Origin of the sequence: Pseudomonas sp. L5B5 (assembly GCF_020520285.1) — a bacterium.
Classification (GTDB): Bacteria; Pseudomonadota; Gammaproteobacteria; order Pseudomonadales; family Pseudomonadaceae; genus Aquipseudomonas.
The window spans coordinates 2550481-2575922 of sequence record NZ_CP084742.1 but is presented as its reverse complement, the minus strand read 5'-3'; the positions used below and the strand labels follow the sequence as shown (position 1 = coordinate 2575922).

Below are 25442 nucleotides of genomic sequence, written 5' to 3'. Positions count from 1 at the left end.
TCCGTTACAGGACTCTAAAGGGCCAACCTTTCGCTAACCTTTCAGCCAGCTTCCACGATTTCCAGGCTTCACAGCAGCGGTTGCGGCGTTACACTCCGCGCGCAAAACACGGTCGATTCCCCCTGAACGAGGTGCAAATCCATGCGGGTCCTGCTGGTCGAAGACCATCTGCAACTGGCTGAAAGTGTCGCCCAGGCGCTCAAGAGCACCGGCCTGACCGTGGATGTGCTGCACGACGGGGTGGCCGCCGACCTGGCCCTGGGCAGCGAGGAATACGCCATGGTGGTCCTCGATGTCGGCTTGCCGCGCATGGACGGTTTCGAAGTGCTGGCGCGCTTGCGTGCCCGTGGCAAGAACCTGCCGGTACTGATGCTTACCGCTCGCAGCGACGTCAAGGATCGGGTGCACGGGTTGAACCTCGGGGCCGATGACTACCTGGCCAAGCCATTCGAGCTGACCGAGCTGGAGGCCAGGGTCAAGGCGCTGTTGCGCCGCAGCGTGCTGGGTGGTGAACGCCAGCAGCGTTGCGGGGTGCTGGCCTACGACCTGGACACCCGGCGCTTTACCCTTGGCGAGGAGTTGCTGACCCTGACGTCCCGCGAGCAGGCGGTACTCGAGGCGTTGATCGCCCGGCCTGGCCGGGTGATGAGCAAGGAGCAGCTGGCCTCCCAGGTGTTCGGCCTGGATGAGGAAGCCAGTCCGGATGCCATCGAGATCTATATCCATCGCCTGCGCAAGAAGCTCGATGGCCAGGCGGTGGCCATCGTGACCTTCCGCGGCCTGGGCTACTTGCTGGAAAGCCGCGATGCATAAGCCCAGCAGCCTGCGCTGGCGCCTGTTGTGGAACCTGGCGCTGCTGCTGGTGGTGCTGATGCTGGCCAGTGGCCTGAGCGCCTACTGGAACGGTCGCGAGGCTGCCGACACCGCCTACGACCGAACCCTCCTGGCCTCGGCTCGAACCATCGCCGCCGGCCTGTCCCAGCGTGATGGCAGCCTCAGTGCCAACGTGCCTTATGTGGCCCTGGACACCTTCGCCTATGACAGTGCCGGGCGAATCTACTACCAGGTCAATGACATCCACCAACAACTGATTTCCGGCTACGAGAACCTGCCGGGGCCGCCGCCAGGTACGCCGCGCACCGATGACTACCCGGCGCTGGCACGGTTCTACGATGCGACCTACCTGGGGCAGAACGTGCGGGTGGTGAGCCTGCTCAAGGCGGTCAGCGAGCCGAACATGAACGGCATGGCGGAAATCCGCGTGGCGGAAACCGATGAGGCCCGGGTGGCCATGGCCCGCAGCCTGATGGCCGACACCCTGTTGCGCCTGGGCATGCTGGCCATCGGCGCCCTGCTGCTGGTGTGGTTCGCGGTGAGTGCGGCCTTGCGACCGCTGGAGCGCTTGCGCAGTGCGGTGGAGGAGCGTCAGCCGGACGACCTGCGGCCTCTGCCGCTGGTTTCGGTGCAGCACGAGCTGGGGCCGCTGGTACGGGCCTTGAACCATTTCACCGAGCGTTTGCGCGGACAGTTCGAGCGTCAGGCGCAGTTCATCGCTGACGCGGCCCATGAGTTGCGTACCCCGCTGGCGGCGCTCAAGGCCCGTCTCGAGCTCGGGTTGCGTTCCAATGAACCGCAGACCTGGCGCTCGACCCTGGAGAACGTGGCCCAGGGCACCGACCGTCTGACCCATCTGGCCAACCAGCTGTTGTCCCTGGCCCGGGTGGAAAACGGCGCCCGGGCGATTGCCGAGGGTGGGGCGCAACCGCTCGATCTCAGCCAGCTGGCGCGCGAGTTGGGCATGGCCATGGCACCGCTGGCCCATGCCCGGGGCGTCGCCCTGGCGTTGGAGGCCGACGAGCCCGTGTGGCTCAAGGGCGAGCCGACCCTGCTCAATGAGCTGCTGAGCAACCTGGTGGACAATGCCCTGGCCCATACGCCGTCGGGCGGTAATGTGGTGCTGAGGGTTGCCGCGCCGGGGGTGCTGGAGGTGGAGGATGACGGGCCGGGGATTCCCCTGGAGGATCGCGACCGGGTCTTCGAGCGCTTCTACCGGCGCAACCAGCAGGTAGCCGGATCGGGGCTGGGGTTGGCCATCGTCGGTGAAATCTGTCGCGCGCATCTGGCACAGATCAGCCTGCATGACGGCCAGCCGTCGGGCTTGAAGGTGAGGGTGAGTTTCAGCGCAGGTCAGGAGTCTCGATAAGGCCCGCTCAGTAGAGCATCGAGCGCGATTCCTCGAGGTCGCGGCACATGGCCTGGTCGTCCGGGTCGATCTTCAGTTTCTTGAAGGCCGGTACGCTGAAGGCATCGATCCGCGAGAGCGGGTGGTCGGTGTCCTTGTGGCAGTACAGGGTGGCGACCTGGACCAGATCCACGTAGTCGATCTGGGCGCCCTGACGCTGGAAGTCCAGGTATTGCTGGGGAATCTGCGCCAGTTGCTCGGGGAACTCCCAGACCTGCAGCAGCTTGTTGCCCAGGAGTGGGTGGATCTGTTCGATCACGTGGTTGAGGCTGACCGGGTCGGCCAGCAGCTCGTAGTGGTCTTCGGCGTAGGTCAGGATCGGCAGTACGCCGATCTGGTGCACCAGGCCGCCGAGCGCCGCCTGGTCTGGCTTGAGCTGGGTATAGCTGCGGCACAGGGCATAGCAGACCCCGGCCACTTCCAGGCTCCGGCGCCAGACGTCGCGCATCTTGTGCTCCACCACTTCGGAGCGGGCATTGAAGATCTGTTCCATCACCAGGCCGATGGCCAGGTTGCTGCTGTAGTTGACGCCCAGGCGCGTGATGGCGGTATGCAGGTCGGTGACTTCCTGGGCCGCTCGCAGGAGCGGGCTGTTGACCACCTTGATCAGTCGTGCCGACAGAGCAGTGTCGCGACCTATCACTTTGCTCAGGGTGCTGACGCTGATTTCCGGGTCTTCGGCGGCCTGGCGAATCTGCATGGCCACCTCCGGTAGGGTTGGCAGGACCAGGTCATCGTTGTCGATGGCCTCGACCAAATCCTGTTGGACCTTTTCCGCCAGCTCAGTCATTTCAGTTCTCTAGGGTGTTGCAGGAAAGGGCAGGCGATCAGCGCAGGATTTCGCGATCGCGATCCAGCTGGTACGGCAGGTCGAGCAATTGCAGGCCGGGCCCTTCGAGCGTGCCCAGGTGCAGGTTGCCATCTTCCGCTGCTTCGGCCTGTACCACGGCCAGCAGTTCCACTTGATCCGCAGCCTGGGCCGCCAGCACCACCTCACCGATGGCACTGCCGTGGGTCGGGGAAAACAGCGGGGTGCCCGGTAGCGGCAATTCGCCTGAGGGCAGGGCCAGGCGGTACAGGCGACGCTTGAGTTTGCCCAGGTACTGCATGCGGGCGACGATTTCCTGGCCGGTATAGCAGCCCTTCTTGAAGCTGACGCCACCCACGGCTTGCAGGTTGAGCATCTGCGGGATGAACAGTTCGCGGGTCTGTGGCATGACCTGGCCCAGGCCTGCGCGAACCTGGCCCAGCAGCCACTGGTTCAGCTCGCCTTCGGGCAGTTGCGCGGCCAGGTGCTGGCGCAACCCAGCGGCGCGTTCGGCCGGAATCCAGAGCTCTGCACGGTCGGTTGAGACACGCACGGCGATCAGGCCGTCCGCCCGGGCCACGGCACCATCCTCCTGGGGCAGCTCGAGCCCCAGCCCGGCGAGAACACCCTGGGCCGAATCCAGGCCGAAACGTGCCCAGCTGGAGCTGTCATCGTTGAGCTTGGCCTTGGAGAACACCGCGTATTTCTTCAGGTCCGCCAGTTGCGCCTCGATCAGTTCGCTGGCCATGGCCAGCAGGTAACCGTCACCTTCCAGGAGAATGCGGAAGCTGGATTGCATGCGGCCTTTCTGGGTACAGCGGGCGCCCAGGCTGGACTGGCTGTCACTGAGGTAATTGAGGTTGCAGGTCAGTTGACCCTGCAGGAATTTGCCGGCATCGGGGCCGCGGGCGGCGAGCACGCCTTCGTGGGACAGGGAGCAGAAAAAAGCGGAGTCAGCCATGGTTCATCGCAGGGTAAAAAGTCTGGGGCACATCATAAGGGGGCTCCCCTGAAATGGATAGTTCACAAAGGATGGGCGGTGACCGACCAAAGCCGACTGTCATCGCCTGTCCCTGACTGTATACTTGCGCCCTATTTGAGGAGCGTTCCATGGTTGAAGATGTTGAACTGAATCGCCTCTACTGGCACAGCCGTCGCGGCATGCTCGAACTGGACGTATTGCTGGTGCCGTTCGTCAGGGAGGTGTATGCGCATCTCAACGAAACGGATCGCGAGTGCTATCGCAAGCTGCTCGAGTGCGAGGACCAGGACATGTTCGGCTGGTTCATGGAACGCAGCGAATCCCCGGATCCCGAGTTGCAGCGCATGGTGCGCATGATCCTGGACCGTGTCCAACCCAAGTAAGCTGTTCGAGAGCCGCTGGCAGGCTTCACTGCAACTGCTGGCGGCCTATCTGTTGGCCCAGGCCTTCGCCCTGGGTGCCGTTTTTTTGCTCGATATCCCCCTTGTGTCCACGCTCCTTGGGCTGTTGCTGTGCCTGCTGCACGCCGCCTGGACACTGCCCCGCAAAATCCTGTTGAGCCACCCCCGGGCTTTTACGCGCTTGCGCCATGGCGTCGCGGGCTGGCAATTGTGGAGCCGGGCCGGGGGCTGGCAGGCGGTGCACTTGTGCCCCGACAGCCTGGCGCTGCCGTTGATCGTGGTGTTGCGTTTTCGCCTGAAGGGGCAGCGCCGGGTCTGCTCCATCTGCGTCCCGAGGGATTCGCAGGCGGCCGACGAGCATCGGCGCCTGCGGGTGCGGCTCAAGTTCGGTCGCAATAGGTGGGCGGCTGCAGAATAGTATCCCGGGCTTCGGCGAGCATCTGCGGGTAATCGAGGGTGTAGTGCAGGCCGCGGCTTTCCTTGCGCGCCATCGCTGAGCGGATCATCAGCTCGGCGACCTGGGCCAGGTTGCGCAGTTCGATCAGGTCGCGGCTGACCTTGTAGTTGCTGTAGAACTCGTCGATCTCGTCCAGCAGCAGGCGCACCCGGTGCTGAGCCCGCTGCAGGCGCTTGTTGGTGCGTACGATGCCCACGTAGTCCCACATGAAACGCCGCAGCTCGTCCCAGTTGTGCGCAATGATCACGTCTTCGTCGGAGTCGGTGACCTGACTGGCGTCCCAGGCGGGCAGGGCGATGGGGAGCGCGATCTGCGGCAGTTGCCTGAGGATGTCGGTCGCCGCCGAGCGGGCATAGACGAAACATTCCAGCAATGAATTGCTGGCCATGCGATTGGCCCCGTGCAAGCCGGTAAAGCTGGTTTCGCCTATGGCATACAAGCCGGGTACGTCGGTATGGCCATGCTGGTCCACCATGACCCCGCCGCAGGTGTAGTGTGCGGCCGGCACCACCGGAATCGGCTGGCGGGTGATGTCGATGGAGAACTCCAGGCAGCGCTCATAGACAGTGGGGAAATGACTCTTGATGAAACTTTCCGGTTTGTGGCTGATGTCCAGGTAGACGCAGTCGATACCGAGGCGCTTCATCTCATGGTCGATAGCCCGGGCGACGATGTCGCGGGGTGCCAGTTCGGCCCGGGGGTCGAAGCGCTGCATGAATCGCTCGCCATTGGGCAGCTTTAAGTGGGCGCCCTCGCCGCGCAGGGCTTCGGTGATCAGGAAGTTCTTGGCCTGCGGGTGATAAAGGCAGGTGGGATGAAACTGATTGAACTCCAGGTTGGCCACCCGGCAGCCCGAGCGCCAGGCCATGGCGATGCCGTCGCCGCAGGCGCTGTCGGGGTTGCTGGTATAGAGGTAGACCTTGGCTGCACCGCCGGAAGCGAGGATCACGAAGCGTGCACCGAAGGTATCGACTTCGCCGGTGGCGCGGTTGAGCACGTAGGCGCCCAGGCAGCGATGGCCTTCCAGGCCCAGGCGTTTTTCAGTGATGAGGTCGACGGCGACCCGTTGCTCCAGCAATTCGATATTGGGATGTTGCCGGGCCTTGGCCAGCAGGGTGGTGAAGATGGCAGCGCCGGTGGCGTCTGCGGCATGGATGATACGCCGGTGGCTGTGGCCGCCTTCACGAGTCAGGTGGAATTCGAAGCCGTTGTCGTCGTTGCTGGCATCTTCGTCGCGGGTAAAGGGCACGCCCTGGTCGATCAGCCACTGGATGGCCTCCCGGCTGTGTTCCACGGTAAAACGCACCGCGTCCTCATGACACAGGCCTGCGCCGGCATTGAGGGTGTCATCGACATGGGATTCGACGGTGTCGGTGTCGTCCAGCACCGCGGCCACGCCCCCCTGGGCTCGATAGGTCGAGCCATTGGCGAGATCGCCCTTGCTCAAGACCGCAATACGCAGGTGGCTGGGCAGGGTCAGGGCCAGGCTCAGGCCGGCGGCGCCGCTGCCTATTACCAGGACATCGTGTTGAAACTGTTGGCTCATTTGAAGGATTCCGCTCAAAGCGACCCGGGACGGGGTTGGCGCAAGACGCCTGAATCGGCAAGTCAAGGCAGCCACACAGCCCACTAGTATATAGAGGGGGGGATCGGCACAATAGTCGCGCCTGCATGGCATTGTGCGACTTCGCTGAGCAAAAGCGTTGCTCCCGGTCAGCCTGGGGCTCAGGCCGTTTTCGGGCCTGACAGGGACGATCGAGGGCACAGGGCTGTTTTTCTCTTTAGCGTTACACAAACTTCGTCCGGCACAGCTATAAAGATTGGGAACTTTTGCCAAGGCCCCAAACTCAATAGAAGGTTGCCTGGAAGAAGGGACAGCGTCGGTTTTATCCGGGGTTTACAGCGTATTCCCAGGGGGTGGAGACCGGCGACAGGATTATTCGCGCAGCCGGGGTTGCCCGCGCTGCGTTTTTCGTGCGTGCCGGATCAGAGCCCGCAGGAAACTTGCTTGGAGGGGGAGAACTTTTGCGAGAAGCCCGAGTCTATGTTTGCAAGCCTGATCGATTAGCAATGCAAGCTTCCTCCGAGTTTACCGAGGAGTGTTCATGCTAACCCAGGAAGAGGATCAGCAGCTGGTCGAGCGCGTTCAGCGCGGTGACAAGCGCGCGTTCGATCTGCTCGTGCTGAAGTACCAGCACAAAATTCTCGGGTTGATCGTGCGTTTTGTGCACGACACCCATGAAGCCCAGGATGTCGCACAGGAAGCCTTCATCAAGGCATACCGTGCACTAGGTAATTTTCGTGGTGACAGTGCGTTCTACACGTGGCTGTACCGCATCGCCATCAACACGGCGAAAAACTATCTGGTTTCACGCGGCCGTCGGCCGCCGGATAGCGATGTCAGTTCTGAAGATGCGGAGTTCTACGACGGCGATCATGGCCTGAAGGATCTCGAATCGCCGGAACGTGCGTTGTTGCGGGATGAGATCGAAGGCACCGTCCATCGCACCATCCAGCAGTTGCCTGAAGATTTGCGTACGGCTTTAACTTTACGTGAATTCGATGGTCTGAGTTACGAGGACATTGCGAGCGTCATGCAGTGTCCGGTGGGTACCGTGCGCTCCCGGATTTTCCGCGCTCGGGAAGCCATCGATAAAGCCCTGCAGCCGTTGTTGCAGGAAACCTGAGACAGCGGCGACAGCCAAGAGAGGAACCGCCATGAGTCGTGAAGCCCTGCAGGAATCGCTGTCCGCGGTGATGGATAACGAAGCGGACGAACTGGAATTGCGTCGGGTATTGAATGCCGTCGACGAAGTGGAAACCCGTGAGACCTGGGCTCGTTATCAGATCGCTCGGGCAGCCATGCACAAGGAGTTGCTGCTTCCGCGTCTGGATATCGCCGCTGCCGTTTCTGCAGCCCTGGCTGATGAAGCCGTGCCAGCCAAAGGCTCCCGTGGCCCCTGGCGCAGCCTGGGTCGCCTGGCGGTAGCCGCCTCGGTGACCGTAGCGGTGCTGGCAGGTGTTCGCCTGTACAACCATGACGAGATCGCGGGTGTAGAACTGGCCCAGCAAGCTGGCCAGCCAACCCTGGCGGTGCCTCAGGTCAAAGGTCCGGCGGTATTGGCTGGCTACAATGAGAGTTCCGAAGCCACTGGCCCGATGGCCAATGGTGTATTGCAAGGGCAGCCAGGGTGGCATGACCAGCGTCTGCCAAGCTATCTGCGCCAGCATGCTCAGCAAGCTGCACTCAAAGGCACTGAAAGCGCATTGCCTTATGCTCGTGCTGCGAGTCTGGAAAACCGCTAAGGAGGATCATGCGCGCCATCCCTCTACTCTCGCTTTTGCTCACTGGCTGGTTTGTGGTTCCAGCCCATGCCGATGAAGCCCAGGACTGGTTGCAGCGTCTTGGGCAAGCGGAGCAGCAGCAAAGCTTCCAGGGCACCTTCGTTTACGAGCGTAATGGTAGTTTCTCGACCCATAACATCTGGCATCGTGTCCAGGATGGAAAGGTTCTCGAGCGTCTGATCCAGCTCGATGGGTCCGCGCAAGAGGTGGTGCGCGTCGATGGTCGTACCCAGTGCGTCAGTGGTGCGCTGGTGGCCGGATTGGGCGACTCGCCCGATTCGGTAGCGCGTGCCCTCGATCCGCAGAAGCTCAAGAGCTGGTATGACCTTGCTGTCATCGGCAAGTCGCGAGTTGCGGGGCGCCCTGCTGTCATTATCTCGGTCGCGCCCAAGGACCAGCACCGTTATGGCTTCGAACTGCATCTGGATCGTGAGACTGGCTTGCCACTCAAGTCCCTGCTGCTGAACGACAAGGGGCAATTGCTCGAGCGCTTCCAGTTCACTCGCCTGGACACCAGCGATGTTCCTGGCGATGCCGAACTGCGCGCCAGTGCCGATTGCAAGCCGGTGATTCTGGGCAGTGACAAGGCCTCGGCGGTCAAGGCTGCACAAACGTGGCATTCCGATTGGCTGCCTCCGGGCTTTGAGTTGACCAGCAGCAGCGCACGCAAGGATCCGGAAACCAAGACCATGGTCAACAGTTTGTTGTATGACGATGGCCTGGCGCGTTTTTCGGTATTCCTCGAGCCACTCAATGGTGCAACGGTCACGGATACCCGTACCCAGCTCGGGCCTACTGTCGCGGTTTCGCGCCGCCTGACCACGCCTGATGGCGAGATGATGGTCACGGTGGTAGGGGAGATTCCCATCGGTACCGCCGAGCGTATTGCCCTGTCGATGCGTTCAGGTTCCGCCACCAAGCAATGACGCCTTGTTGGTTGTGCCAGAGGTCAGAGATGGCTACTCCACAATTGAGAAGATGAAATGTTTGGTCAGCAATTTCATTTGCATAATTCCCAGAGTTTTTTTATAGGTCAGGGCCTTTCGGTCCTGACCTGATTTGTCGTTCCTGGAGAAAAGCACCGCCCTTGCGTTGGGTGCTGTTTACTATTGCTTAACCACGCTCGTCGTAACGGGAGCCGTATGTCGATACCACGCTTGAAGTCTTACTTCACCATCCTTGCTACTGTGCTGGTGCTTGGGCAGGCTGTTTCTACCCAGGCGGCTGAACTGCCTGATTTCACGCAGTTGGTCGAGCAGGCATCGCCTGCGGTGGTGAACATCAGTACCACGCAGAAGCTGCCTGATCGCCGGGTATCTTCTGGTCCCATGCCTGATCTTGAAGGCCTGCCGCCGATGCTGCGCGAGTTCTTCGAGCGCGGCATGCCACCTCAACAGCGCTCCCCGCGTGGAGATCGCCAGCGTGAGGCTCAATCCCTTGGCTCGGGGTTCATCATCTCTCCGGATGGCTACATCCTGACCAACAATCACGTGATCGCCGATGCGGATGAAATCCTCGTGCGCCTGGCTGATCGCAGCGAGTTGAAAGCCAAGTTGATCGGTACCGACCCCCGTTCCGATGTCGCCCTGCTGAAAATCGATGGCAAGGACCTGCCGGTACTGAAACTGGGCAAGTCCCAGGATCTGAAGGCTGGTCAATGGGTCGTGGCTATCGGTTCGCCGTTCGGTTTCGACCACACCGTGACCCAGGGGATCGTCAGCGCCATCGGTCGCAGCTTGCCGAACGAAAACTATGTTCCGTTCATCCAGACCGACGTGCCGATCAATCCAGGTAACTCCGGTGGCCCGCTGTTCAACCTGGCGGGTGAAGTCGTGGGGATCAATTCCCAGATCTACACTCGGTCCGGCGGCTTCATGGGGGTGTCTTTCGCGATCCCGATCGATGTGGCCATGGACGTTTCTTCCCAGCTCAAGGCCGGCGGCAAGGTCAGCCGTGGCTGGCTCGGCGTGGTGATCCAGGAGGTCAACAAGGACCTGGCCGAGTCTTTCGGCCTGGAGAAACCCGCCGGTGCCCTGGTTGCGCAGATCCAGGATGACGGGCCAGCTGCCAAGGGTGGCCTGCAGGTAGGGGATGTGATCCTCAGCCTCAATGGTCAGCCAATTGTCCTGTCGGCGGACCTGCCACATCTGGTTGGAGCTCTGAAAGCTGGCGCCAAGACCAATCTGGAGGTGATCCGTGAGGGCAAGCGCAAGAATATCGAACTGACCGTTGGCGCCATCCCGGAAGAAGACAAGGACCTGAGCCAGCTGTCCAAATCCGGTGTAGAGCGCAGCAGCAACCGCTTGGGCATCGCCGTGATCGAACTCAGCGCTGAGCAGAAGAAGTCCTTCGATCTCAAGGGCGGCGTGGTCATCAAGGAGGTCCAGGACGGTCCTGCCGCGTTGATTGGCCTGCAGCCGGGTGACGTGATTACTCACCTGAACAACCAGGCAATCACCTCGGCGAAGGAGTTCACCGACATCGCCAAGGCATTGCCGAAGAACCGTTCGGTCTCCATGCGGGTGCTACGTCAGGGCCGAGCCAGCTTCATTACCTTCAAGCTGGCGGAGTAATCCGCGAGCCCCTGGGGTTAGCCCATCAAAAAGCCCGCCTCTTGTGAGGCGGGCTTTTTTATTGCTCTGCGCAGGGTCAGCGCATCATGTCCTTGATCATTTGTTCCTGATCTATCATCTCGCGCTGACGAGCGTCTATTCGTGACGACAACGGGAAGTTGCTGCCGGCACGACGCTTGGCGAAATCCAGTTGCTGGATGGCCTGCTGATAGTCCCCTACCAGGGCGAAGTATTCGGCGCGTGCCTGGTGCAGGCCGATGATGTTGCCCGAAAGACCGCGTGTTTCCGCCACCAGGTACCAGACATCCGGGTCGTCAGGGCGGCTTTTGAGGAGGCTTTCCAGGGCCTTTTCCGCATCGGCCGGGCGACTTTGCTTGAGTAGCAGGTCAACTCGGATCTGGTTCAGCGGATAGTTTTTCGGATACAGGTTGAGCATCCGCTCCACCCGGCCTTGTGCATCGGCAAGGCGGTTGTTGTTCATGTCCAGTTCGATCTGGGCCAGGTTGTAGGTGATGTCATTGGCTGACTTGGCCAGCAGCTGCTTGAGGTTCTCCCGGGCTTCGTTCCACTGGCTGCCCTTGATCTGGGCGATGGTCAGGCCGTAGCGAGCAATGTCGTTCTTCGGGTTTTCGTCGAGCTGGGCACGAAAGCGCTTGGCAGCCAGGCCAGGCGACTCTTCGTAGTTCAACTGCACCCGTGCGCGGATCAGTTGATAGCGCAGGCTGTCTTCGGCGCCGCCGGGCTTGGCCTGCTCGGCACGGTTGCGGGTATCGGCGATTCGCGATTCGGTGACCGGGTGAGTCAGGAGGAACTCCGGTGGCTTGGCATCGAAGCGGTATTGGCGCATCAAGCGTTCAAACATGGTGGGCATCGAGCGTGGATCGTAGCCGGCCTTTTCCAGGTTGAGGATGCCGATACGGTCGGCTTCCTGTTCGTTCTGCCGAGAGAAGCGTCGCTGCTCCTGGATCGCGGCGGCCTGTGTACCGGCAATGGTGGCGATCCCCGCATCGCCGGCACCGGCGGCGGCAATCACGATGCCGGCCAGCAGGGCGGCCATCATGGGTACCTGCATCCGGCGCTGGGCCTCGACGCCACGGGCGAAGTGGCGCTGGGAGAGGTGCGCCAGTTCGTGGGCCAGCACCGAAACATACTCCCCCTCGGTCTGGGCATTGAGAAACAGCCCGCCGTTGACCCCGATGATCCCGCCGGGTGCGGCGAATGCGTTGAGCTGCGGGCTGTTGATCAGGATGAACTCCAGGCGTCGGTCATTGACCTGGCTGGTCTCCACCAGCTTGTAGACACTGGTTTCGACGTAGTCCTTGAGTTGCGGATCGTTGAGTTGCGAGACCTGGCTGCGCAGCAAGGAGAGCCAGGCGCGACCCAGCTGGTATTCCTGTTGAGGAGAGACAATGGCTGAACTGGCGTCGCCAAGTGACGGCAGGTCGTCGGCGAAGCCCGGTGAGGCGAGCAGGCAAGCGAGCGTCAGCAGAGTAGGGCGCAACAAATTCATGCACAGAGCCTTAGTCAACAAAGGCTCTACTGTAGCTGGACACCTGTCCGGGAGCCAGACAAGGCCGTTGAAAACTCTGAGGAGACAAAGGTGCTTTTCGCCAAATTCCAGCGTCTACACCAGCAGGCCCGTGGCAGGCTGGCGTGTGGTGTTTGCGCGCGGTTGCCGACGGTGCTGTTTCACGGGGTATTCTAGGGCCCTTGCATTTATCTGCGGAGTAACACCATGACCGATGTCGTCGCCCATGATGCCGAGCTGGATGCCAGTGGCTTGAACTGCCCACTGCCGCTGCTCAAGGCCAAGATGGAACTCAATCGCCTGGCCAGTGGTGCGGTGCTCATGGTCATTGCCACTGATGCCGGGTCCCAGCGCGACTTTCGCACGTTCGCTCGACTGGCTGGTCATACGCTGCTGCGCGAAGAGGACGAGGCCGGGGTTTATCGCTACTGGCTGAAAAAGGCCTGACGTCGTTCACCTCTTTCATCTTAAGGATCATTGATGTTCAAAGTGCTACGCGACTGGATACAGCGTTACTTCTCGGACGAAGAGGCGGTGGTGCTGGCGGTCCTGCTGTTCCTGGCCTTCACTGGGGTACTGACCCTGGGAGGCATGCTTGCGCCGGTGCTGGCCGGCATGGTCCTGGCCTATCTGATGCAGGGCCTGGTAGTGAGCCTGGAGCGCTTGCGCTTGCCCGGTGGAGCTGCGGTGGGGTTGGTGTTTGCCCTGTTCATGGGGGTGTTGCTGTTGTTCATTCTGGTAGTGGTGCCGCTGCTCTGGCATCAGTTGATCACCTTGTTCAACGAGTTGCCGGGCATGCTTGCCAAGTGGCAATCGCTGTTGTTGCTGTTGCCCGAGCGTTATCCGCACCTGGTCTCGGATGAACAAGTGCTGCAGGCCATCGACGTGGCACGGGGCGAGATCGGCAAGTTCGGGCAGTGGGCGCTGACTTTCTCCTTGTCCAGCCTGCCGTTGCTGGTGAACATCATGATCTACCTGGTACTGGTGCCGATCCTGGTGTTCTTCTTCCTCAAGGATCGGGCGATGATCAGTCGCTGGGTCATCGGCTACCTGCCGCGGGAGCGGACGCTGATCACCCGTGTCGCTCATGAGATGAATCGGCAGATCGCCAACTACATCCGGGGCAAGGTCATCGAGATCGTCATTTGCGGTGGTGTGACGTACATCGCTTTCATCGCCCTGGGCTTGAACTACGCGGCATTGTTGGCGTTGCTGGTGGGGATCTCGGTGGTGGTGCCTTATGTCGGCGCGGTGGTGGTGACGGTGCCCGTAGCGCTGATCGCCCTGTTCCAGTGGGGGTGGAGTGACCAGTTCATCTACCTGATGGCGGTCTACGGGATCATTCAGACCCTGGATGGCAACGTGCTGGTGCCGCTGCTGTTTTCCGGCGCGGTGAACCTGCATCCGGTGGCGATCATCTGCGCGGTACTGTTGTTTGGCGGGTTGTGGGGGTTCTGGGGGATCTTTTTCGCGATTCCCCTGGCGACCCTGTTCAAGGCCGTGCTGGATGCCTGGCCGAGAAAGGATCCGATGGTGGCGCCACTGCTCTAGAGCGCCATAGGGCAGAGGCAAGCGGGGCGGCTGATCAGCCGCCCCGGTCATTTCAGGCCTTGTTCAGGGCCTGCGCTGCGGCCAGTACGGCGTCGACGTGGCCGGGCACCTTCACCCCGCGCCATTCCTGGCGCAGCACACCGTCCTTGTCGATCAGGAAGGTGCTGCGGTCTACGCCCAGGTATTCCTTGCCGTAGAGCTTTTTCAGCTTGATCACGTCGAACAGCTGGCAGACGGCTTCATCCTTGTCGCTGATCAGCTCGAAGGGGAACTCCTGCTTGCACTTGAAATTCTCGTGGGACTTCAGCCCGTCGCGGGAGATACCGAAGACCTCGGTGTTGGCCGCCTGGAAGGCCGGATACTGGTCGCGAAAGCCTTGACCTTCGGTGGTGCAGCCCGGGGTGCTGTCCTTGGGGTAGAAGTACAGCACGACCTGCTTGCCCTTGAGGCCAGACAGGCTGACGGTCTGGCCGCTGGTGGCAGGGGCCTGGAAATCGGCGACGGGTTGGTCGATAGCTACGGCCATGAGGGGGTCCTTACATGGGGTTCTGTGGGCGCCAGGGTTCGATCAGGGCGTCGAGGTTCATGGCATCGGCGAAGTCTAGGAACTGGTCGCGCAGCCAGCTGATCTGGGTCCCTGCGGGCAGGGTCACGGTAAAGGTGGCGTTGAGCATGGTGCCGCCGGTCTGCGGTGCCTGGTAGGTATCGCAGGTCAGGTTTTCCAGCTCCACATGGTGGTCGATGAAAAACTGGCACAGCTCGTTGATGATGTCCGAGCGGTAGGCGGCACTGACGTAGGCCACATAAGGCAGGGCCTGTGGGCGGTTCTCCAGGGGCGCACTGCGTACCACGTTGACAGTGAAGGCGTGCTTCTTGGCCAGGGAAGGCAGGTTGCCTTCCAGGCGTGCCAGGGCGTCCCAGCTGCCGGACACCTCCAGGATCAACGCGCTGCACTCACCGTGCCGGGTCAGGCGCGAGGTCACCACGGCGCAGCGGTTTTCATGGCTGGCGCGGCACAGGACGTTGGTCAGCTCCATGGGGTTGGCGCCGAGGGCACTGATGACAAGGAATTGTTCGCGAACTGTGGGGGTGGACATGCAGCATTCCTAAAGCGATGAGCGGTCGATACTGTCAACAAACCAGAGCCGGGCAAGCGTCGCCAGCAGGATTCCAACGGTCCTGGACCACAAGCCGGTGGCGAGCCCCGGAATTCGCGGAAGAGAGGCTGGCAACGCGGGAACGGGGCTTTGGGGAACCTGCAGGCGGGGGTTAACCCGACTCATGTGCTTATTCAGTAGCAATCAAAGGCTGAAGGGTAGCGAAAACCATCGCTCAGGGGAATGCTCAGGGTGCGGGACTTCGCTTGTGCAAGGAACTTGGCGCCAGTACCATTACCGCTCTCTTTTTCCGGCAGGAGCGGTTGCATGATTGCGGGCAGTATGGTGGCACTGGTCACACCCATGGATGCACAGGGGAATCTCGACTGGGACAGCCTGAGCAAACTGGTGGACTTCCACCTGCAAGAGGGCACCAACGCCATCGTGGCGGTCGGCACCACAGGTGAATCGGCTACCCTGGACGTCGATGAGCACATCGAAGTGATTCGCCGGGTCGTTACCCAGGTGGCAGGGCGTATCCCGGTGATTGCCGGTACCGGCGCCAACTCGACGCGCGAAGCGATCGAACTGACCTCCAATGCGAAGATCGCCGGCGCCGATGCCTGCCTGCTGGTGACCCCGTACTACAACAAGCCGACCCAGGAAGGCATGTACCAGCACTTCCGCACCATCGCCGAGGCTGTGGACATCCCGCAGATCCTCTACAACGTGCCGGGTCGCACCGCTTGCGACATGCAGGCCGAGACCGTGATCCGCCTGTCCACCGTGAAGAACATCATCGGCATCAAGGAAGCCACCGGCGACCTGGAGCGCGCCAAGGCCATCCTGGCCGGGGTGCACAGTGACTTCCTGGTGTATTCCGGCGATGACGCAACTGCTGTGGAACTGATCCTGCTGGGTGGCAAGGGCAACATCTCGGTGACCGCCAACGTCGCGCCCAAGGCCATGAGCCAGATGTGCGCCGCAGCCATGGCCGGCGACGCAGCCAAGGCCCGGGCGATCCACGAAACCCTGATGCCGCTGAACAAGACTCTTTTCATCGAATCCAACCCTATTCCCGTGAAATGGGCCCTGCACGAGATGGGCTTGATGCCGGACGGTATCCGTCTGCCGCTCACCTGGCTCAGTGCCGCCTGTCACGAACCGCTGCGGCAGGCCATGCGCCAGTCCGGCGTCTTGGTTTAATTGAGGAAGTACAACGCATGAAGCGAATGGCCGGACTTTCCGCACTTGCCTTGATTATCTCCAGCACCAGTGGCTGCGGTTGGATCTGGGGCCCGGAAGGCTACTTCCGTGACCGGGGTAGCGATTACCTGCAAGCGCAACAAACAGCACCGATGCAACTGCCGCCGGATATCCAGACTGCCAAGCGTCTGGACCCTTTGTTGCCGATCCCGCGCAACGTTGCCGACGATAGCGTCAAGGGCGAGTACGAAGTGCCTCGTCCGCAGCCTTTGTCGGCCATTGCCGACGCCAGCGACTACACCCTGCAGAAGAGCGGTGACTCGCGTTGGGTCATGGCCCAGCATCCACCGGCCGAGGTCTGGCCAGTGGCGGTGCAGTTCTTCCAGGACAACGGTTTCCGCCTGGACCAGCAGCGTCCGCAAACCGGCGAGTTCACCACCGCCTGGCAGCGCTCCGACGAGCTTTCCGCCGCCGTGGCCAAGCGCCTGGGCAGTGCGGGCGTAGCTGCCGACGGCGAAACTCGCGTACGGGTGCGCATCGAGCCGGGCGTGCAGCGCAATACCAGTGAAGTCTATGTGGTCAGCGCCGAGCGTCCTGCCGGCAGCACCGCCAATGTGGAGTTCACCAATCGTTCGCTCAACACAGGTCTCGATGCAGCGCTGGTGGATGACCTGCTGGCCAGCATGAGCCGTACCTCCGAGAAAGGGGGGTCGGTTTCCCTGTTGGCTGCCCGTGACTTTGATGCCCCGAGCCGTGTCAGCCTCAGCGAGGATGGCAGCGGCAACCCGGTGCTGAACCTGGGTGCCGACCTCGATCGCGCATGGTCCAGCGTAGGCCGGGCCCTGGAACAGGGTGAATGGCGGGTTGAAGACATCAACCGCAGCCTGGGCCTGTACTACATCAACCTGGCCGAGAAAGCCGAGAAGAAGAACGACGAGCCAGGTTTCTTCGGCAAGTTGTTCGGCAGCAAGCCAGCCAAGGAAGAGATCGAGGCCCGCGCCGAGCGTTATCAGGTTCGCCTGAGCAAGGTGGGTGAGAACGTACAGGTCACCGTCGAGAAGAACATCAACACCGTGGCGCCCGCCGATGTGGCGCGCAAGGTATTGGGCGTGATTCAGGACAACCTGGGCTGATCGGATGCGTTTCGCCGTTCTCGGCAGTGGTAGCCAGGGCAATGGCACTCTGATCGCCAGCGAAGACACCTATGTGCTGGTGGATTGTGGTTTCTCCTTGCGGGAAACCGAGCGGCGCCTGCTGCGCCTGGGTGTCGTCCCGGAGCAGCTGAGCGCCATCCTGGTAACCCACGAACATGCCGACCATGTGCATGGCGTGGGTTTGCTGTCTCGGCGCTACAATCTACCGGTCTACCTCAGCCAGGGAACCCTGCGAGGCATGCGCAAGCCTGTCGTGGCCACAGGGTTCGTGCAGGGCGGCGGGCGATTGCAGGTCGGTGCCTTGCGCATCGACGTGATTGGCGTTGCCCACGATGCCCAGGAGCCCACGCAGTTCGTCTTCAGTGACGGCCGGCGGCGCTTTGGCCTGCTGACCGATCTCGGTTCCTATGGCGCTGATGTGCTTGACGGTTACCGCGGGCTGGATGCACTGATGATCGAGGCCAACCATTGCCGGGACCTGCTGGCACGTGGTTATTACCCGTACTTTCTCAAGCAGCGGGTCGGCGGCGATGAGGGACATTTGAACAACCATCAGGCCGCAAGCCTGGTGGCCGAATTGGGATGGCAGGGCCTGCAGCATCTGGTCCTGGCTCATCTGAGCAGCAAGAACAACCTGCCGCAGCTGGCCCGGCAATGTTTTGTCGACACCCTCGGGTGCGACCCGGACTGGCTGCAACTGGCCGATCAAGATTCAGGGCTCGACTGGCGCCACATCGCCTAGCCCACCTACTTAGCAAGCGGAGCCCATCATGGAAAAACGTGAAGAACTCTACCGCGGCAAAGCCAAATCGGTTTACAAGACCGACGACGCCGACCGCTTGATCCTGCTGTTTCGCAACGACACTTCGGCGTTCGACGGCAAGCGCATCGAGCAACTGGACCGCAAGGGGATGGTGAACAACAAGTTCAACGCCTTCATCATGCAGAAGCTCGAAGCAGCCGGCGTGCCGACCCAGTTCGACAAGCTGCTGGGCGACAACGAGTGCCTGGTGAAGAAGCTCGACATGATTCCGGTGGAGTGCGTCGTGCGCAACTATGCCGCCGGCAGCTTGGTCAAGCGCCTGGGTGTGGAAGAGGGCATGAAGCTCAACCCCTACACCTTCGAACTGTTCCTCAAGGACGATGCCAAGGGTGACCCGTTCATCAACGAATCCCACGTGGTGGCATTCGGCTGGGGCACCGTCGAGCAATTGGCGCGGATGAAAGAACTGTCGCTGAAGGTCAACGAAGTCCTGAGCAAGCTGTTCGATGACGCTGGCCTGCTGCTGGTGGACTTCAAGCTGGAATTCGGTGTGTTCAGTGACGGTTCCATCGTCCTGGGTGACGAGTTCAGCCCGGACGGCTGCCGTCTGTGGGACAAGGACACCAAGAAGAAGATGGACAAGGACCGCTTCCGTCAGGGCCTCGGCGATGTGATCGAAGCCTACGAAGAAGTGGCCCAGCGCCTCGGCGTACCGCTGTAATCGACGCAAGCATCTGATAGCACGGAAAAATTTTGCTTGGGGGCTTCGCTTCGGGCAAAGGTGCTGTTATGATGCGCGCCGTTGGAGAGATGCCAGAGTGGCCGAATGGGACGGATTCGAAATCCGTTGTACCTTCACCGGTACCTAGGGTTCGAATCCCTATCTCTCCGCCATTATTGAACAAGACTAAGCCCCCGTAATCGTTGAAGATTACGGGGGCTTTTTCGTTTCTGAGCGTCTGATCGGGGCAGCTTTAGGGTGGACGGGGGTTGTATCGGCGGTTTGGGCCTTGGCCGTGTCTCCTGGGCTGTGTGCGCAATGAAATCTTGCCGTTGGTACTGGTGTTTGCCGTTGGCCAACGGGTTTTCAGCGATGCCCAGTGTCTCGGCGACATGAGGAAGCGGCGTACCAGCAGTCGCCCGGGCTTGGAAGGTTCGGAAAATGTCGTCCCGTCAACGCCAATACTTGTTCCTTGCGGTGCACATTACCCACCGTAAGACAGTGCCTAATCAGCCCGAGTCGAGCCATGATGCTCAATTGATGAATGATGATGTACCATCGGCGCTGCCCTGAATTCCGGTGTGCTTTCAGCACATTCCCGCCAGTCGTTCGAAATAATCAGAGAAACCATGATTACTATCCAAGAGCTTAATGACTTCACCAGCAATCCTGGATTGACTGCCAGCGTAGCGCAGGTATGGGAGTTGATCGGCCAGCATTTCGAGCAGGCGCAGGCCAGTTTGCCGCCTGAGCAGGCCATGCAGCGTCGTGAGTTGTCGTTCCATGACGATGTACGCCTCTTGGGTTACCTGTCTCTTCTGGTTGCCGAGTTGTCGGGTGACGTCGTGGAAATCGGCGTGTGGAAGGGCAAGTCACTGATGCTGATGAATGAGGTGTGCAATCGCGAGCGTCGTATCATTGGTATTGATCCGTTCGCGCTGCCAAATCAGTTTGAAGAGTTCTGTCACTACAAGGACTTGATGCTGCCTAATGCACTGGTGCTCCGTGGCCTTTCGGAGCTGAGTGCAGAGCGTTTCTACAACCTCGAGCCCAAGGTCGCCTTGCTGCATATCGATGGCGGTCACTCAAGTCGCAACGTGATGCTGGATTTTCTGCTGTATTCGCCGAGCGTGGTACCCGGCGGATTCATCGTGTTTGACGATTACCGCGACTTTCAACATTCGCCTGATGTAGGCCCAACGGTCGACTTGCTCAGGGCTACAGGCTTTTTCCGTGGTTTTAACGTGCTGGGCAGCGTACATGGCTTTGAAAGCAGTTACGTTCTACAGCGGATGTGAATGTCGATAGCAAACGAGCGGGCCTGGAGGGCCTCCTGATTGCGGGCGCTTGTAATGTTGGGCAACTGCAGTCACTGGCCTCATGAACAGTTGGGTGTGGGTGATATGACCCCGTAGTGACTGGGCCTGGCTGATATACCAAGTGGGTCGCCTGAAAGAATAAATGGTTCAGGAAGATGAAATAGAACCCAATGGCATCAGTGTATGAGCCGCTCGGCTTTCAGGCTGTGGGCGGGGGACATCTATCTCACCAAAAAGCCCCCGTGATCGATGATCACGGGGGCTTTTTCGTTTCAGCGCCTTTTGCGTGCGGTCATTGGACATGGATTCTGGCGTAAACCCCGCCACGGAATTTTTTCGGTGTCTGTATTGAGTATTTGACATATTTGATTTGTGATCACATATTGTGAGCACAAGAACCACAATACAGGTACACCCCATGTCCGAAGGTCCAATCCCTCTTCCCACGTTGCGTCAGGTTTCTCGCGATACCTTGCAGGAGCAGGTGTACCGGCAGATTCGCGAAGCCCTGATGAGCGGGCGTTTCCAGCCTGGCCAAAAGGTGACCATCCGTGGCCTGGCTGAAGCGCTGGGCTCCAGCCCGATGCCGGTACGCGAGGCCTTGCAGCGCCTGAGTGCGGAAAATGCCTTTGAAGTCACTGAAACCTCCCGGTTACGGGTACGGATGATGACCGTGGAGCGCTTGCGGGAAATTCGTGATGCCCGGGTGGCCCTTGAGGGGCTGTTGGCGGAGAAGGCCGTGCAACATATGCAGCCGTGCGACATGCAGGAGATCGCCGAGGTCTGTCGGCAGATGCGCAAGGCAGCCGACGAGGTGGATGTTTCACGTTACCTGTGGACCAACTTTGCCTTTCACCGGCGCATCTATGCCGTGGCCCGAGCCGAACTGACCATGGCGGCGGTGGAAAACTTCTGGTTGCACATGGGGCCTTGTTTCGCCCTGGTGGCGCCGGACAAGGCTCACCTGCAACGATCAATGGAAGCTCACGACCGGATTGTCGCTGCCCTGGAGGCCGCTGACGGCCCAGGCGCGCGGGCGGCTGTCACCGACGACATCATGCAGGCGGCGGACTCCCTGGCACGCTTGCTGGCCAAGGCGCCGAAGACAGCGGCCAAAGGAGGTCGGGCATGAGCGTCCTGCAGCGTTTGCAGCCTTATCCGGGGTTGCGAGTAATGATTTCCGGTGGCGCGGCCGGTATTGGCGAGGTATTGGCCCGTGCCTATCTCGAGGCAGGGGCCCAGGTCCATGTGTGTGACGTCAGCGAGGCCGCCCTGGCGGCGTTTCGTGATCGCCATCCGCAGGCACTGGCCAGCCAGGCCGATGTCGCCGATCCGGTACAGATCGAGGCGTTGTTCCAGCTGCAGGTCCAGCGTTTCGGCGGTCTGGATGTGCTGGTCAACAATGCCGGCATTGCTGGTCCCACGGCAGGTATCGATGCGGTCAGTGATGAAGACTGGCAGCGCACCATCGATATCAACCTCACGGCCCAGTACCGTTTTGCTCACCATGCGGTGCCCCTGCTCAAGGCCTCCAGCAACGCTCACCTATTGCATATCGCCTCGGTAGCCGGACGCCTGGGTTATGCCTGGCGCACGCCCTATGCAGCGACTAAGTGGGCGATTGTCGGTCTGATGAAGTCCCTGGCCGCCGAGCTCGGGGCCAGCGATATCCGGGTCAATGCGCTGTTACCGGGGATCGTCGAGGGGCCGCGCATGGACGCCGTGATCCAGGCCCGGGCCGAGCAAACCGGAGTGCCCATCACGCAGATGCGCCAGCAGTACCTGGACAAGATCTCGCTCAAACGCATGGTCAGCGCCGAAGACGTGGCGGCCATGGCGCTGTTTCTCTGCTCGCCGGCGGCGCGCAACGTCACCGGCCAGGCGATCAGCGTCGACGGTAACGTCGAGTACCTCTAGCCGCTCGGCCACCAGCCCCGCTGAAGGATCCGGCGGTGGTTTTCATCAGCGACACCCTGGGATTTTTTTCTTCAAGAATAAAAGTCGGAGTACCGTCATGCCTGGAAAAACCCCTGTCATCATCACTTGCGCCGTCACCGGTGCGATCCATACGCCGTCCATGTCACCGCACCTGCCGGTCACCGCTGGGCAAATTGCCGCCGAGGCCATCGCTGCGGCCGAGGCCGGTGCGGCGATCGTGCACCTGCACGCCCGGGACCCGGAAGATGGGCGACCCAGCCAGGACCCCGAGCTGTTCCGGCGCTTCCTGCCCCAGATCAAGGCGAGCAGCGACGTGGTGATCAACCTGACCACCGGTGGAGCGCCGACCATGGGGGTCGAGGAGCGGCTGCAACCTGTGCTGGAGTTCAAGCCGGAACTGGCCTCGCTGAACATGGGCTCGATGAACTTCGGCCTGTACGAGATGCTCAATCGCTTTACCGAGTTCAAGCACGACTGGGAGCGCCCTTACCTGGCCGAGAGTGACGACCGGATCTTCCGCAATACCTTTCGCGATATAGCGCACATCCTCAGTGCTTGCGCCGAGAACCGCACTCGCTTCGAGATCGAGTGCTATGACATCGGCCATCTTTATACCGCCGCGCACTTTCTCGAGCGTGGCCTGCTCAAGGCCCCGTTGTTCATCCAGTCGGTGTTTGGCTTGAGGGGGGGTATCGGTGGTCATCCCGAGGATCTGGCCCACATGCGGCGCACCGCCGATCGCCTGTTCGCCGAGAACTATCACTGGTCGATCCTCGGCGCCGGGCGCAACCAGATTCCCCTGGGGACCATGGGCCTGGCCATGGGCAGTCATGTCCGGGTAGGTCTGGAGGATTCGCTCTGGGACGGTCCGGGCAAGCTCGCCGCCAGTAATGCCGACCAGGTGCGGCGCATCCGCACCGTCATCGAGGCCCTGGGTGGTCGCGTAGCGACTCCGGACGAGGCCCGCGCCATGCTTGGGCTCAAGGGGCGTGACCAGGTCGCGTTCTAACCACGCCTCTATCCCGGGTGGAAGCCCTCCGCCCATCCCGCACAACAACAATAAAGGGATAACACCATGCGTATCGAAGTCCTGGTGGACGTCAAGACTCATCTCGGCGAGGGCCCGGTCTGGGACCTGGAGCAACAGCGGCTGTACTGGGTCGACAGCGCCGATGGGCGCATCCTGAGTTGTACCGCCCATGGCGCCGAACTCCGGGCATGGGATGTGGAGCAGAAAATCGGCTCCATGGCCCTGCGTCGATGTGGCGAGCAGGCGCTGGTCGCTTTGCAGGACGGCCTGTACAACCTGGACCTGCACAGCGGTGAGCTGGAGCTGATCGACAACCCTGAGCCGGGCCTGCCTCACAACCGGCTCAACGACGGCAAGGTCGACCGCCAGGGGCGTTTTGTCTTCGGTTCCATGGATACCCGTGAGGAAAGCCCTAGCGCCAGTCTCTATCGACTGGATCCGGACCTCAGCCTGCATACCCTGGATACCGACATCATCGTTTCCAATGGTCCGTGCTGGAGCCCTGGCGGTGAAACCCTGTATTTCGCCGACACCTGGTCCGGGGAAATCCGCGCCTATGACTACGATGGCGCGACAGGTGCGGTGGCCAACCGCCGGACTTTCGCCAAGGTCGATACCACAGCCGGCGGCGCGGCCGACGGCTGCACCGTGGATGCCGAAGGTTGCCTGTGGCAGGCCCTGGTCTACGCCGGCCAACTGGTGCGCTACAGCCCGGACGGGCGAGTCGACCGGGTCATCGAGATGCCGGTGAAGAAGGTCACCAGCCTGACTTTCGGCGGCCCGGACCTGGACGTCTTGTTCGTCACCTCGATGGCCCGCCCGCCATTGCCACGCTTCCCCGCGGACGGCCAGCAGCGTGGAGCATTGTTCGCGATCCATGGCCTGGGTGTACGGGGCGTTGCCGAGCGTCGCTTCGCTGGCTGAGGCAACCGTTCCCCACTTCTGCAATTGCGTGTCAGTGCGCGCCCTTGCGCGCCTGGAGAGGCCCATGGCTATCGTCAAGAAAGCTTCGCTGCGCCAGATTCACCGTCATTCCTGGGTGTCGCTGCTGGTCTGCTGGATGATCTGGATCCTAAATGCCTACGACCGCGAGATTGTCCTGCGGCTGGGGCCGACCATTTCCAAGCACTTCGAACTGTCCGCCGAGCAATGGGGCACCATCGCGAGCCTGATCATGCTGGCCCTGGCGCTGCTGGATATTCCCGGTTCGATCTGGAGCGACCGCCATGGCGGCGGCTGGACGCGTGCGCGTTTCCAGGTCCCGCTGGTGCTGGGCTACACCGCTATTTCCTTCCTGTCCGGCTTCAAGGCCTTGAGCGGCAACCTGGCGGCTTTCATCGCCCTGCGCGTGGGAGTCAATCTGGGCGCAGGCTGGGGTGAGCCGGTGGGCGTGAGCAACACTGCCGAATGGTGGCCGGTGGAGCGTCGTGGGTTTGCCCTGGGCGCACACCATACCGGTTACCCGATCGGCGCGATGCTCAGCGGCCTGGTGGCGAGTTTTGTCATCGCTACCTTTGGGGAGGAAAACTGGCGTTATGTGTTCTTTTTCGCCTTTGTCGTGGCGGTGCCGCTGATGCTGTTCTGGGGGCGCTATTCCACGCCGCAGCGCATCACCCAGTTGTACCTGGACATTGCCGCCAAGGGTATGACTCCACCGGATTGCACGCCCGTGACGCAGGTCAAGGGCCAGGCGTGGCGCACTTTCGCCGCGACCCTGGGCAAACGCAACATCGCTCTCACGGCTGGCAACACCTTGCTCACCCAGGTGGTGTACATGGGGGTGAACATCGTCCTGCCGGCCTACCTGTACAACATCACCGGGCTGTCCCTGGCCGAGTCGGCCGGCATGAGCGTGGTGTTCACCCTGACCGGGATCCTCGGGCAACTGATCTGGCCTTCGCTGTCCGATCTCATCGGCCGGCGCGTGACCCTGATCATCTGTGGCCTGTGGATGGCGGCCAGTGTCGCGGCCTTCTACTTCGCCAACACATTGGCGCTGGTCATCGTCATGCAGTTGCTGTTCGGCCTGGTGGCCAACGCGGTATGGCCGATCTACTACGCCGTAGCCTGCGATTCGGCCGAGCCGTCGGCCACTTCTACTGCCAACGGCATCATCACCACCGCCATGTTCATCGGAGGCGGCATGGCGCCGCTGCTGATGGGCAGCCTGATCGCCGCGGGCGGTGGCTGGACCCGCCTGCAAGGCTACACCCTGTGTTTCTTCGTCATGGCCGGTTGTGCCCTGGGCGGAGTGCTACTGCAGCTCTTTGCCCGGCATGCACAACCGTTGCCGGCGCAACCCGAACGCTAGAACAACACCGATGCGC

26 protein-coding genes and 1 tRNA gene are annotated in these 25442 nt (G+C 61.4%); 21 read left to right on the top strand and 6 right to left on the bottom strand.

The window, feature by feature from the left end:
- Nucleotides 1-141: 141 nt before the first annotated feature.
- Both LGQ10_RS11715 and LGQ10_RS11710 read left to right on the top strand, forming a co-directional pair.
- Entirely contained in the window at nt 142-813 is a 672-nt protein-coding gene (locus tag LGQ10_RS11715; RefSeq protein ID WP_226525620.1) for a response regulator, read from the top strand.
- Entirely contained in the window at nt 806-2203 is a 1398-nt protein-coding gene (locus LGQ10_RS11710) for a sensor histidine kinase (protein WP_058434914.1), read from the top strand. Before LGQ10_RS11715 ends, LGQ10_RS11710 begins: the two co-directional genes overlap by 8 nt.
- 7 nt (nt 2204-2210) lie before the next feature.
- Here LGQ10_RS11710 and LGQ10_RS11705 read toward each other — a convergent pair whose 3' ends face one another.
- Together LGQ10_RS11705 and LGQ10_RS11700 are read right to left on the bottom strand one after the other, a co-directional pair.
- On the bottom strand, nt 2211-3032 hold the full coding sequence (locus tag LGQ10_RS11705) for an HDOD domain-containing protein (RefSeq protein ID WP_058434913.1): 822 nt from the start codon (nt 3030-3032) through the stop codon (nt 2211-2213).
- Between the two features lie 37 nt (nt 3033-3069).
- On the bottom strand, nt 3070-4011 hold the full coding sequence (locus tag LGQ10_RS11700) for a YgfZ/GcvT domain-containing protein (protein WP_226525619.1): 942 nt from the start codon (nt 4009-4011) through the stop codon (nt 3070-3072).
- 149 nt (nt 4012-4160) lie between these two features.
- Here LGQ10_RS11700 and LGQ10_RS11695 point away from each other — a divergent pair, with 149 nt between their 5' ends.
- Both LGQ10_RS11695 and LGQ10_RS11690 read left to right on the top strand, forming a co-directional pair.
- The gene (locus tag LGQ10_RS11695) at nt 4161-4415 is read left to right on the top strand and encodes a succinate dehydrogenase assembly factor 2 (protein WP_058434911.1); all 255 of its coding nucleotides are present in this window, start codon (nt 4161-4163) and stop codon (nt 4413-4415) included.
- The gene (locus LGQ10_RS11690; protein ID WP_226525618.1) at nt 4399-4851 is read left to right on the top strand and encodes a protein YgfX; all 453 of its coding nucleotides are present in this window, start codon (nt 4399-4401) and stop codon (nt 4849-4851) included. Before LGQ10_RS11695 ends, LGQ10_RS11690 begins: the two co-directional genes overlap by 17 nt.
- Here LGQ10_RS11690 and nadB read toward each other — a convergent pair.
- Nucleotides 4814-6436, bottom strand: a complete 1623-nt coding sequence (gene nadB / locus LGQ10_RS11685; RefSeq protein ID WP_058434909.1) for an L-aspartate oxidase — start codon at nt 6434-6436, stop codon at nt 4814-4816. The two genes, LGQ10_RS11690 and nadB, sit on opposite strands and share 38 nt — an antisense overlap.
- 559 nt (nt 6437-6995) lie before the next feature.
- On the opposite strand from nadB, the gene rpoE reads away from it, so the two are divergent.
- The 4 genes from rpoE (at nt 6996) to LGQ10_RS11665 (ending at nt 10808) form a co-directional block, all read left to right on the top strand.
- A complete protein-coding gene (gene rpoE, locus LGQ10_RS11680; RefSeq protein ID WP_007930230.1) occupies nt 6996-7577 on the top strand; it encodes an RNA polymerase sigma factor RpoE in 582 nt (193 codons plus the stop codon).
- A gap of 31 nt (nt 7578-7608) precedes the next feature.
- The gene (locus LGQ10_RS11675) at nt 7609-8196 is read left to right on the top strand and encodes a sigma-E factor negative regulatory protein (protein WP_058434908.1); all 588 of its coding nucleotides are present in this window, start codon (nt 7609-7611) and stop codon (nt 8194-8196) included.
- Between the two features lie 8 nt (nt 8197-8204).
- A complete protein-coding gene (locus LGQ10_RS11670; protein WP_058434907.1) occupies nt 8205-9161 on the top strand; it encodes a MucB/RseB C-terminal domain-containing protein in 957 nt (318 codons plus the stop codon).
- Between the two features lie 216 nt (nt 9162-9377).
- Nucleotides 9378-10808 (top strand): DegQ family serine endoprotease, encoded by a 1431-nt coding sequence (locus tag LGQ10_RS11665; protein WP_226525617.1) that lies wholly within the window; start codon nt 9378-9380, stop codon nt 10806-10808.
- Nucleotides 10809-10884: 76 nt separating this feature from the next.
- On the opposite strand, the gene LGQ10_RS11660 is transcribed toward LGQ10_RS11665, so the two are convergent.
- The gene (locus tag LGQ10_RS11660; protein ID WP_058434905.1) at nt 10885-12318 is read right to left on the bottom strand and encodes a M48 family metalloprotease; all 1434 of its coding nucleotides are present in this window, start codon (nt 12316-12318) and stop codon (nt 10885-10887) included.
- A 225-nt stretch (nt 12319-12543) separates the two neighbouring features.
- On the opposite strand from LGQ10_RS11660, the gene LGQ10_RS11655 reads away from it, so the two are divergent.
- Both LGQ10_RS11655 and LGQ10_RS11650 read left to right on the top strand, forming a co-directional pair.
- Nucleotides 12544-12783 (top strand): sulfurtransferase TusA family protein, encoded by a 240-nt coding sequence (locus LGQ10_RS11655; protein WP_058434904.1) that lies wholly within the window; start codon nt 12544-12546, stop codon nt 12781-12783.
- Nucleotides 12784-12816: 33 nt separating this feature from the next.
- Nucleotides 12817-13887 carry an AI-2E family transporter gene (locus LGQ10_RS11650; RefSeq protein ID WP_226525616.1) on the top strand — a complete coding sequence of 357 codons (1071 nt, stop codon included), beginning with the start codon at nt 12817-12819 and terminating at the stop codon, nt 13885-13887.
- 52 nt (nt 13888-13939) lie between these two features.
- Here the strand turns inward: LGQ10_RS11650 and LGQ10_RS11645 are convergent, their stop codons facing one another.
- Both LGQ10_RS11645 and LGQ10_RS11640 read right to left on the bottom strand, forming a co-directional pair.
- A complete protein-coding gene (locus tag LGQ10_RS11645) occupies nt 13940-14413 on the bottom strand; it encodes a peroxiredoxin (protein ID WP_058434903.1) in 474 nt (157 codons plus the stop codon).
- A 10-nt stretch (nt 14414-14423) separates the two neighbouring features.
- A complete protein-coding gene (locus LGQ10_RS11640; protein WP_058434902.1) occupies nt 14424-14984 on the bottom strand; it encodes a glycine cleavage system protein R in 561 nt (186 codons plus the stop codon).
- A 327-nt stretch (nt 14985-15311) separates the two neighbouring features.
- Between LGQ10_RS11640 and dapA the strand changes: the two genes are divergently transcribed.
- The 11 genes from dapA to LGQ10_RS11585 all read left to right on the top strand — a co-directional run bounded on the left by dapA (nt 15312) and on the right by LGQ10_RS11585 (nt 25426).
- Nucleotides 15312-16190 (top strand): 4-hydroxy-tetrahydrodipicolinate synthase, encoded by an 879-nt coding sequence (gene dapA / locus LGQ10_RS11635; protein ID WP_058434901.1) that lies wholly within the window; start codon nt 15312-15314, stop codon nt 16188-16190.
- Nucleotides 16191-16207: 17 nt separating this feature from the next.
- Nucleotides 16208-17323 (top strand): outer membrane protein assembly factor BamC, encoded by a 1116-nt coding sequence (gene bamC / locus LGQ10_RS11630; protein WP_226525615.1) that lies wholly within the window; start codon nt 16208-16210, stop codon nt 17321-17323.
- A 4-nt stretch (nt 17324-17327) separates the two neighbouring features.
- Complete coding sequence (locus tag LGQ10_RS11625) at nt 17328-18086, top strand: MBL fold metallo-hydrolase (protein ID WP_226525614.1); 759 nt, start codon at nt 17328-17330, stop codon at nt 18084-18086.
- A gap of 28 nt (nt 18087-18114) precedes the next feature.
- Nucleotides 18115-18828: a phosphoribosylaminoimidazolesuccinocarboxamide synthase gene (purC, locus tag LGQ10_RS11620; RefSeq protein WP_058433542.1), complete on the top strand. Its 714-nt coding sequence runs from the start codon at nt 18115-18117 to the stop codon at nt 18826-18828.
- 83 nt (nt 18829-18911) lie between these two features.
- Nucleotides 18912-19001, top strand: a tRNA-Ser gene (locus LGQ10_RS11615).
- 456 nt (nt 19002-19457) lie between these two features.
- The gene (locus LGQ10_RS11610; RefSeq protein WP_226525613.1) at nt 19458-20126 is read left to right on the top strand and encodes a class I SAM-dependent methyltransferase; all 669 of its coding nucleotides are present in this window, start codon (nt 19458-19460) and stop codon (nt 20124-20126) included.
- 439 nt (nt 20127-20565) lie between these two features.
- Nucleotides 20566-21279: a GntR family transcriptional regulator gene (locus LGQ10_RS11605; RefSeq protein ID WP_226525612.1), complete on the top strand. Its 714-nt coding sequence runs from the start codon at nt 20566-20568 to the stop codon at nt 21277-21279.
- The gene (locus LGQ10_RS11600) at nt 21276-22064 is read left to right on the top strand and encodes an SDR family oxidoreductase (protein ID WP_226525611.1); all 789 of its coding nucleotides are present in this window, start codon (nt 21276-21278) and stop codon (nt 22062-22064) included. The genes LGQ10_RS11605 and LGQ10_RS11600 overlap by 4 nt, the downstream gene beginning before the upstream one ends.
- A gap of 97 nt (nt 22065-22161) precedes the next feature.
- On the top strand, nt 22162-23094 hold the full coding sequence (locus tag LGQ10_RS11595) for a 3-keto-5-aminohexanoate cleavage protein (RefSeq protein WP_058433757.1): 933 nt from the start codon (nt 22162-22164) through the stop codon (nt 23092-23094).
- Between the two features lie 66 nt (nt 23095-23160).
- Complete coding sequence (locus LGQ10_RS11590) at nt 23161-24039, top strand: SMP-30/gluconolactonase/LRE family protein (protein WP_226525610.1); 879 nt, start codon at nt 23161-23163, stop codon at nt 24037-24039.
- Between the two features lie 64 nt (nt 24040-24103).
- Nucleotides 24104-25426 (top strand): MFS transporter, encoded by a 1323-nt coding sequence (locus tag LGQ10_RS11585; protein WP_226525609.1) that lies wholly within the window; start codon nt 24104-24106, stop codon nt 25424-25426.
- The last annotated feature ends 16 nt before the right edge of the window (nt 25427-25442 follow it).

Coding starts and splice junctions, on each gene's coding strand:
- LGQ10_RS11715 (WP_226525620.1), top strand. CDS start 142: ATGCGGGTCCTGCTGGTCGAAGACCATCTGCAACTGGCTGAAAGTGTC.
- LGQ10_RS11710 (WP_058434914.1), top strand. CDS start 806: ATGCATAAGCCCAGCAGCCTGCGCTGGCGCCTGTTGTGGAACCTGGCG.
- LGQ10_RS11705 (WP_058434913.1), bottom strand. CDS start 3,032: ATGACTGAGCTGGCGGAAAAGGTCCAACAGGATTTGGTCGAGGCCATC.
- LGQ10_RS11700 (WP_226525619.1), bottom strand. CDS start 4,011: ATGGCTGACTCCGCTTTTTTCTGCTCCCTGTCCCACGAAGGCGTGCTC.
- LGQ10_RS11695 (WP_058434911.1), top strand. CDS start 4,161: ATGGTTGAAGATGTTGAACTGAATCGCCTCTACTGGCACAGCCGTCGC.
- nadB (WP_058434909.1), bottom strand. CDS start 6,436: ATGAGCCAACAGTTTCAACACGATGTCCTGGTAATAGGCAGCGGCGCC.
- rpoE (WP_007930230.1), top strand. CDS start 6,996: ATGCTAACCCAGGAAGAGGATCAGCAGCTGGTCGAGCGCGTTCAGCGC.
- LGQ10_RS11675 (WP_058434908.1), top strand. CDS start 7,609: ATGAGTCGTGAAGCCCTGCAGGAATCGCTGTCCGCGGTGATGGATAAC.
- LGQ10_RS11670 (WP_058434907.1), top strand. CDS start 8,205: ATGCGCGCCATCCCTCTACTCTCGCTTTTGCTCACTGGCTGGTTTGTG.
- LGQ10_RS11665 (WP_226525617.1), top strand. CDS start 9,378: ATGTCGATACCACGCTTGAAGTCTTACTTCACCATCCTTGCTACTGTG.
- LGQ10_RS11660 (WP_058434905.1), bottom strand. CDS start 12,318: ATGAATTTGTTGCGCCCTACTCTGCTGACGCTCGCTTGCCTGCTCGCC.
- LGQ10_RS11655 (WP_058434904.1), top strand. CDS start 12,544: ATGACCGATGTCGTCGCCCATGATGCCGAGCTGGATGCCAGTGGCTTG.
- LGQ10_RS11650 (WP_226525616.1), top strand. CDS start 12,817: ATGTTCAAAGTGCTACGCGACTGGATACAGCGTTACTTCTCGGACGAA.
- LGQ10_RS11645 (WP_058434903.1), bottom strand. CDS start 14,413: ATGGCCGTAGCTATCGACCAACCCGTCGCCGATTTCCAGGCCCCTGCC.
- LGQ10_RS11640 (WP_058434902.1), bottom strand. CDS start 14,984: ATGTCCACCCCCACAGTTCGCGAACAATTCCTTGTCATCAGTGCCCTC.
- dapA (WP_058434901.1), top strand. CDS start 15,312: ATGATTGCGGGCAGTATGGTGGCACTGGTCACACCCATGGATGCACAG.
- bamC (WP_226525615.1), top strand. CDS start 16,208: ATGAAGCGAATGGCCGGACTTTCCGCACTTGCCTTGATTATCTCCAGC.
- LGQ10_RS11625 (WP_226525614.1), top strand. CDS start 17,328: ATGCGTTTCGCCGTTCTCGGCAGTGGTAGCCAGGGCAATGGCACTCTG.
- purC (WP_058433542.1), top strand. CDS start 18,115: ATGGAAAAACGTGAAGAACTCTACCGCGGCAAAGCCAAATCGGTTTAC.
- LGQ10_RS11610 (WP_226525613.1), top strand. CDS start 19,458: ATGATTACTATCCAAGAGCTTAATGACTTCACCAGCAATCCTGGATTG.
- LGQ10_RS11605 (WP_226525612.1), top strand. CDS start 20,566: ATGTCCGAAGGTCCAATCCCTCTTCCCACGTTGCGTCAGGTTTCTCGC.
- LGQ10_RS11600 (WP_226525611.1), top strand. CDS start 21,276: ATGAGCGTCCTGCAGCGTTTGCAGCCTTATCCGGGGTTGCGAGTAATG.
- LGQ10_RS11595 (WP_058433757.1), top strand. CDS start 22,162: ATGCCTGGAAAAACCCCTGTCATCATCACTTGCGCCGTCACCGGTGCG.
- LGQ10_RS11590 (WP_226525610.1), top strand. CDS start 23,161: ATGCGTATCGAAGTCCTGGTGGACGTCAAGACTCATCTCGGCGAGGGC.
- LGQ10_RS11585 (WP_226525609.1), top strand. CDS start 24,104: ATGGCTATCGTCAAGAAAGCTTCGCTGCGCCAGATTCACCGTCATTCC.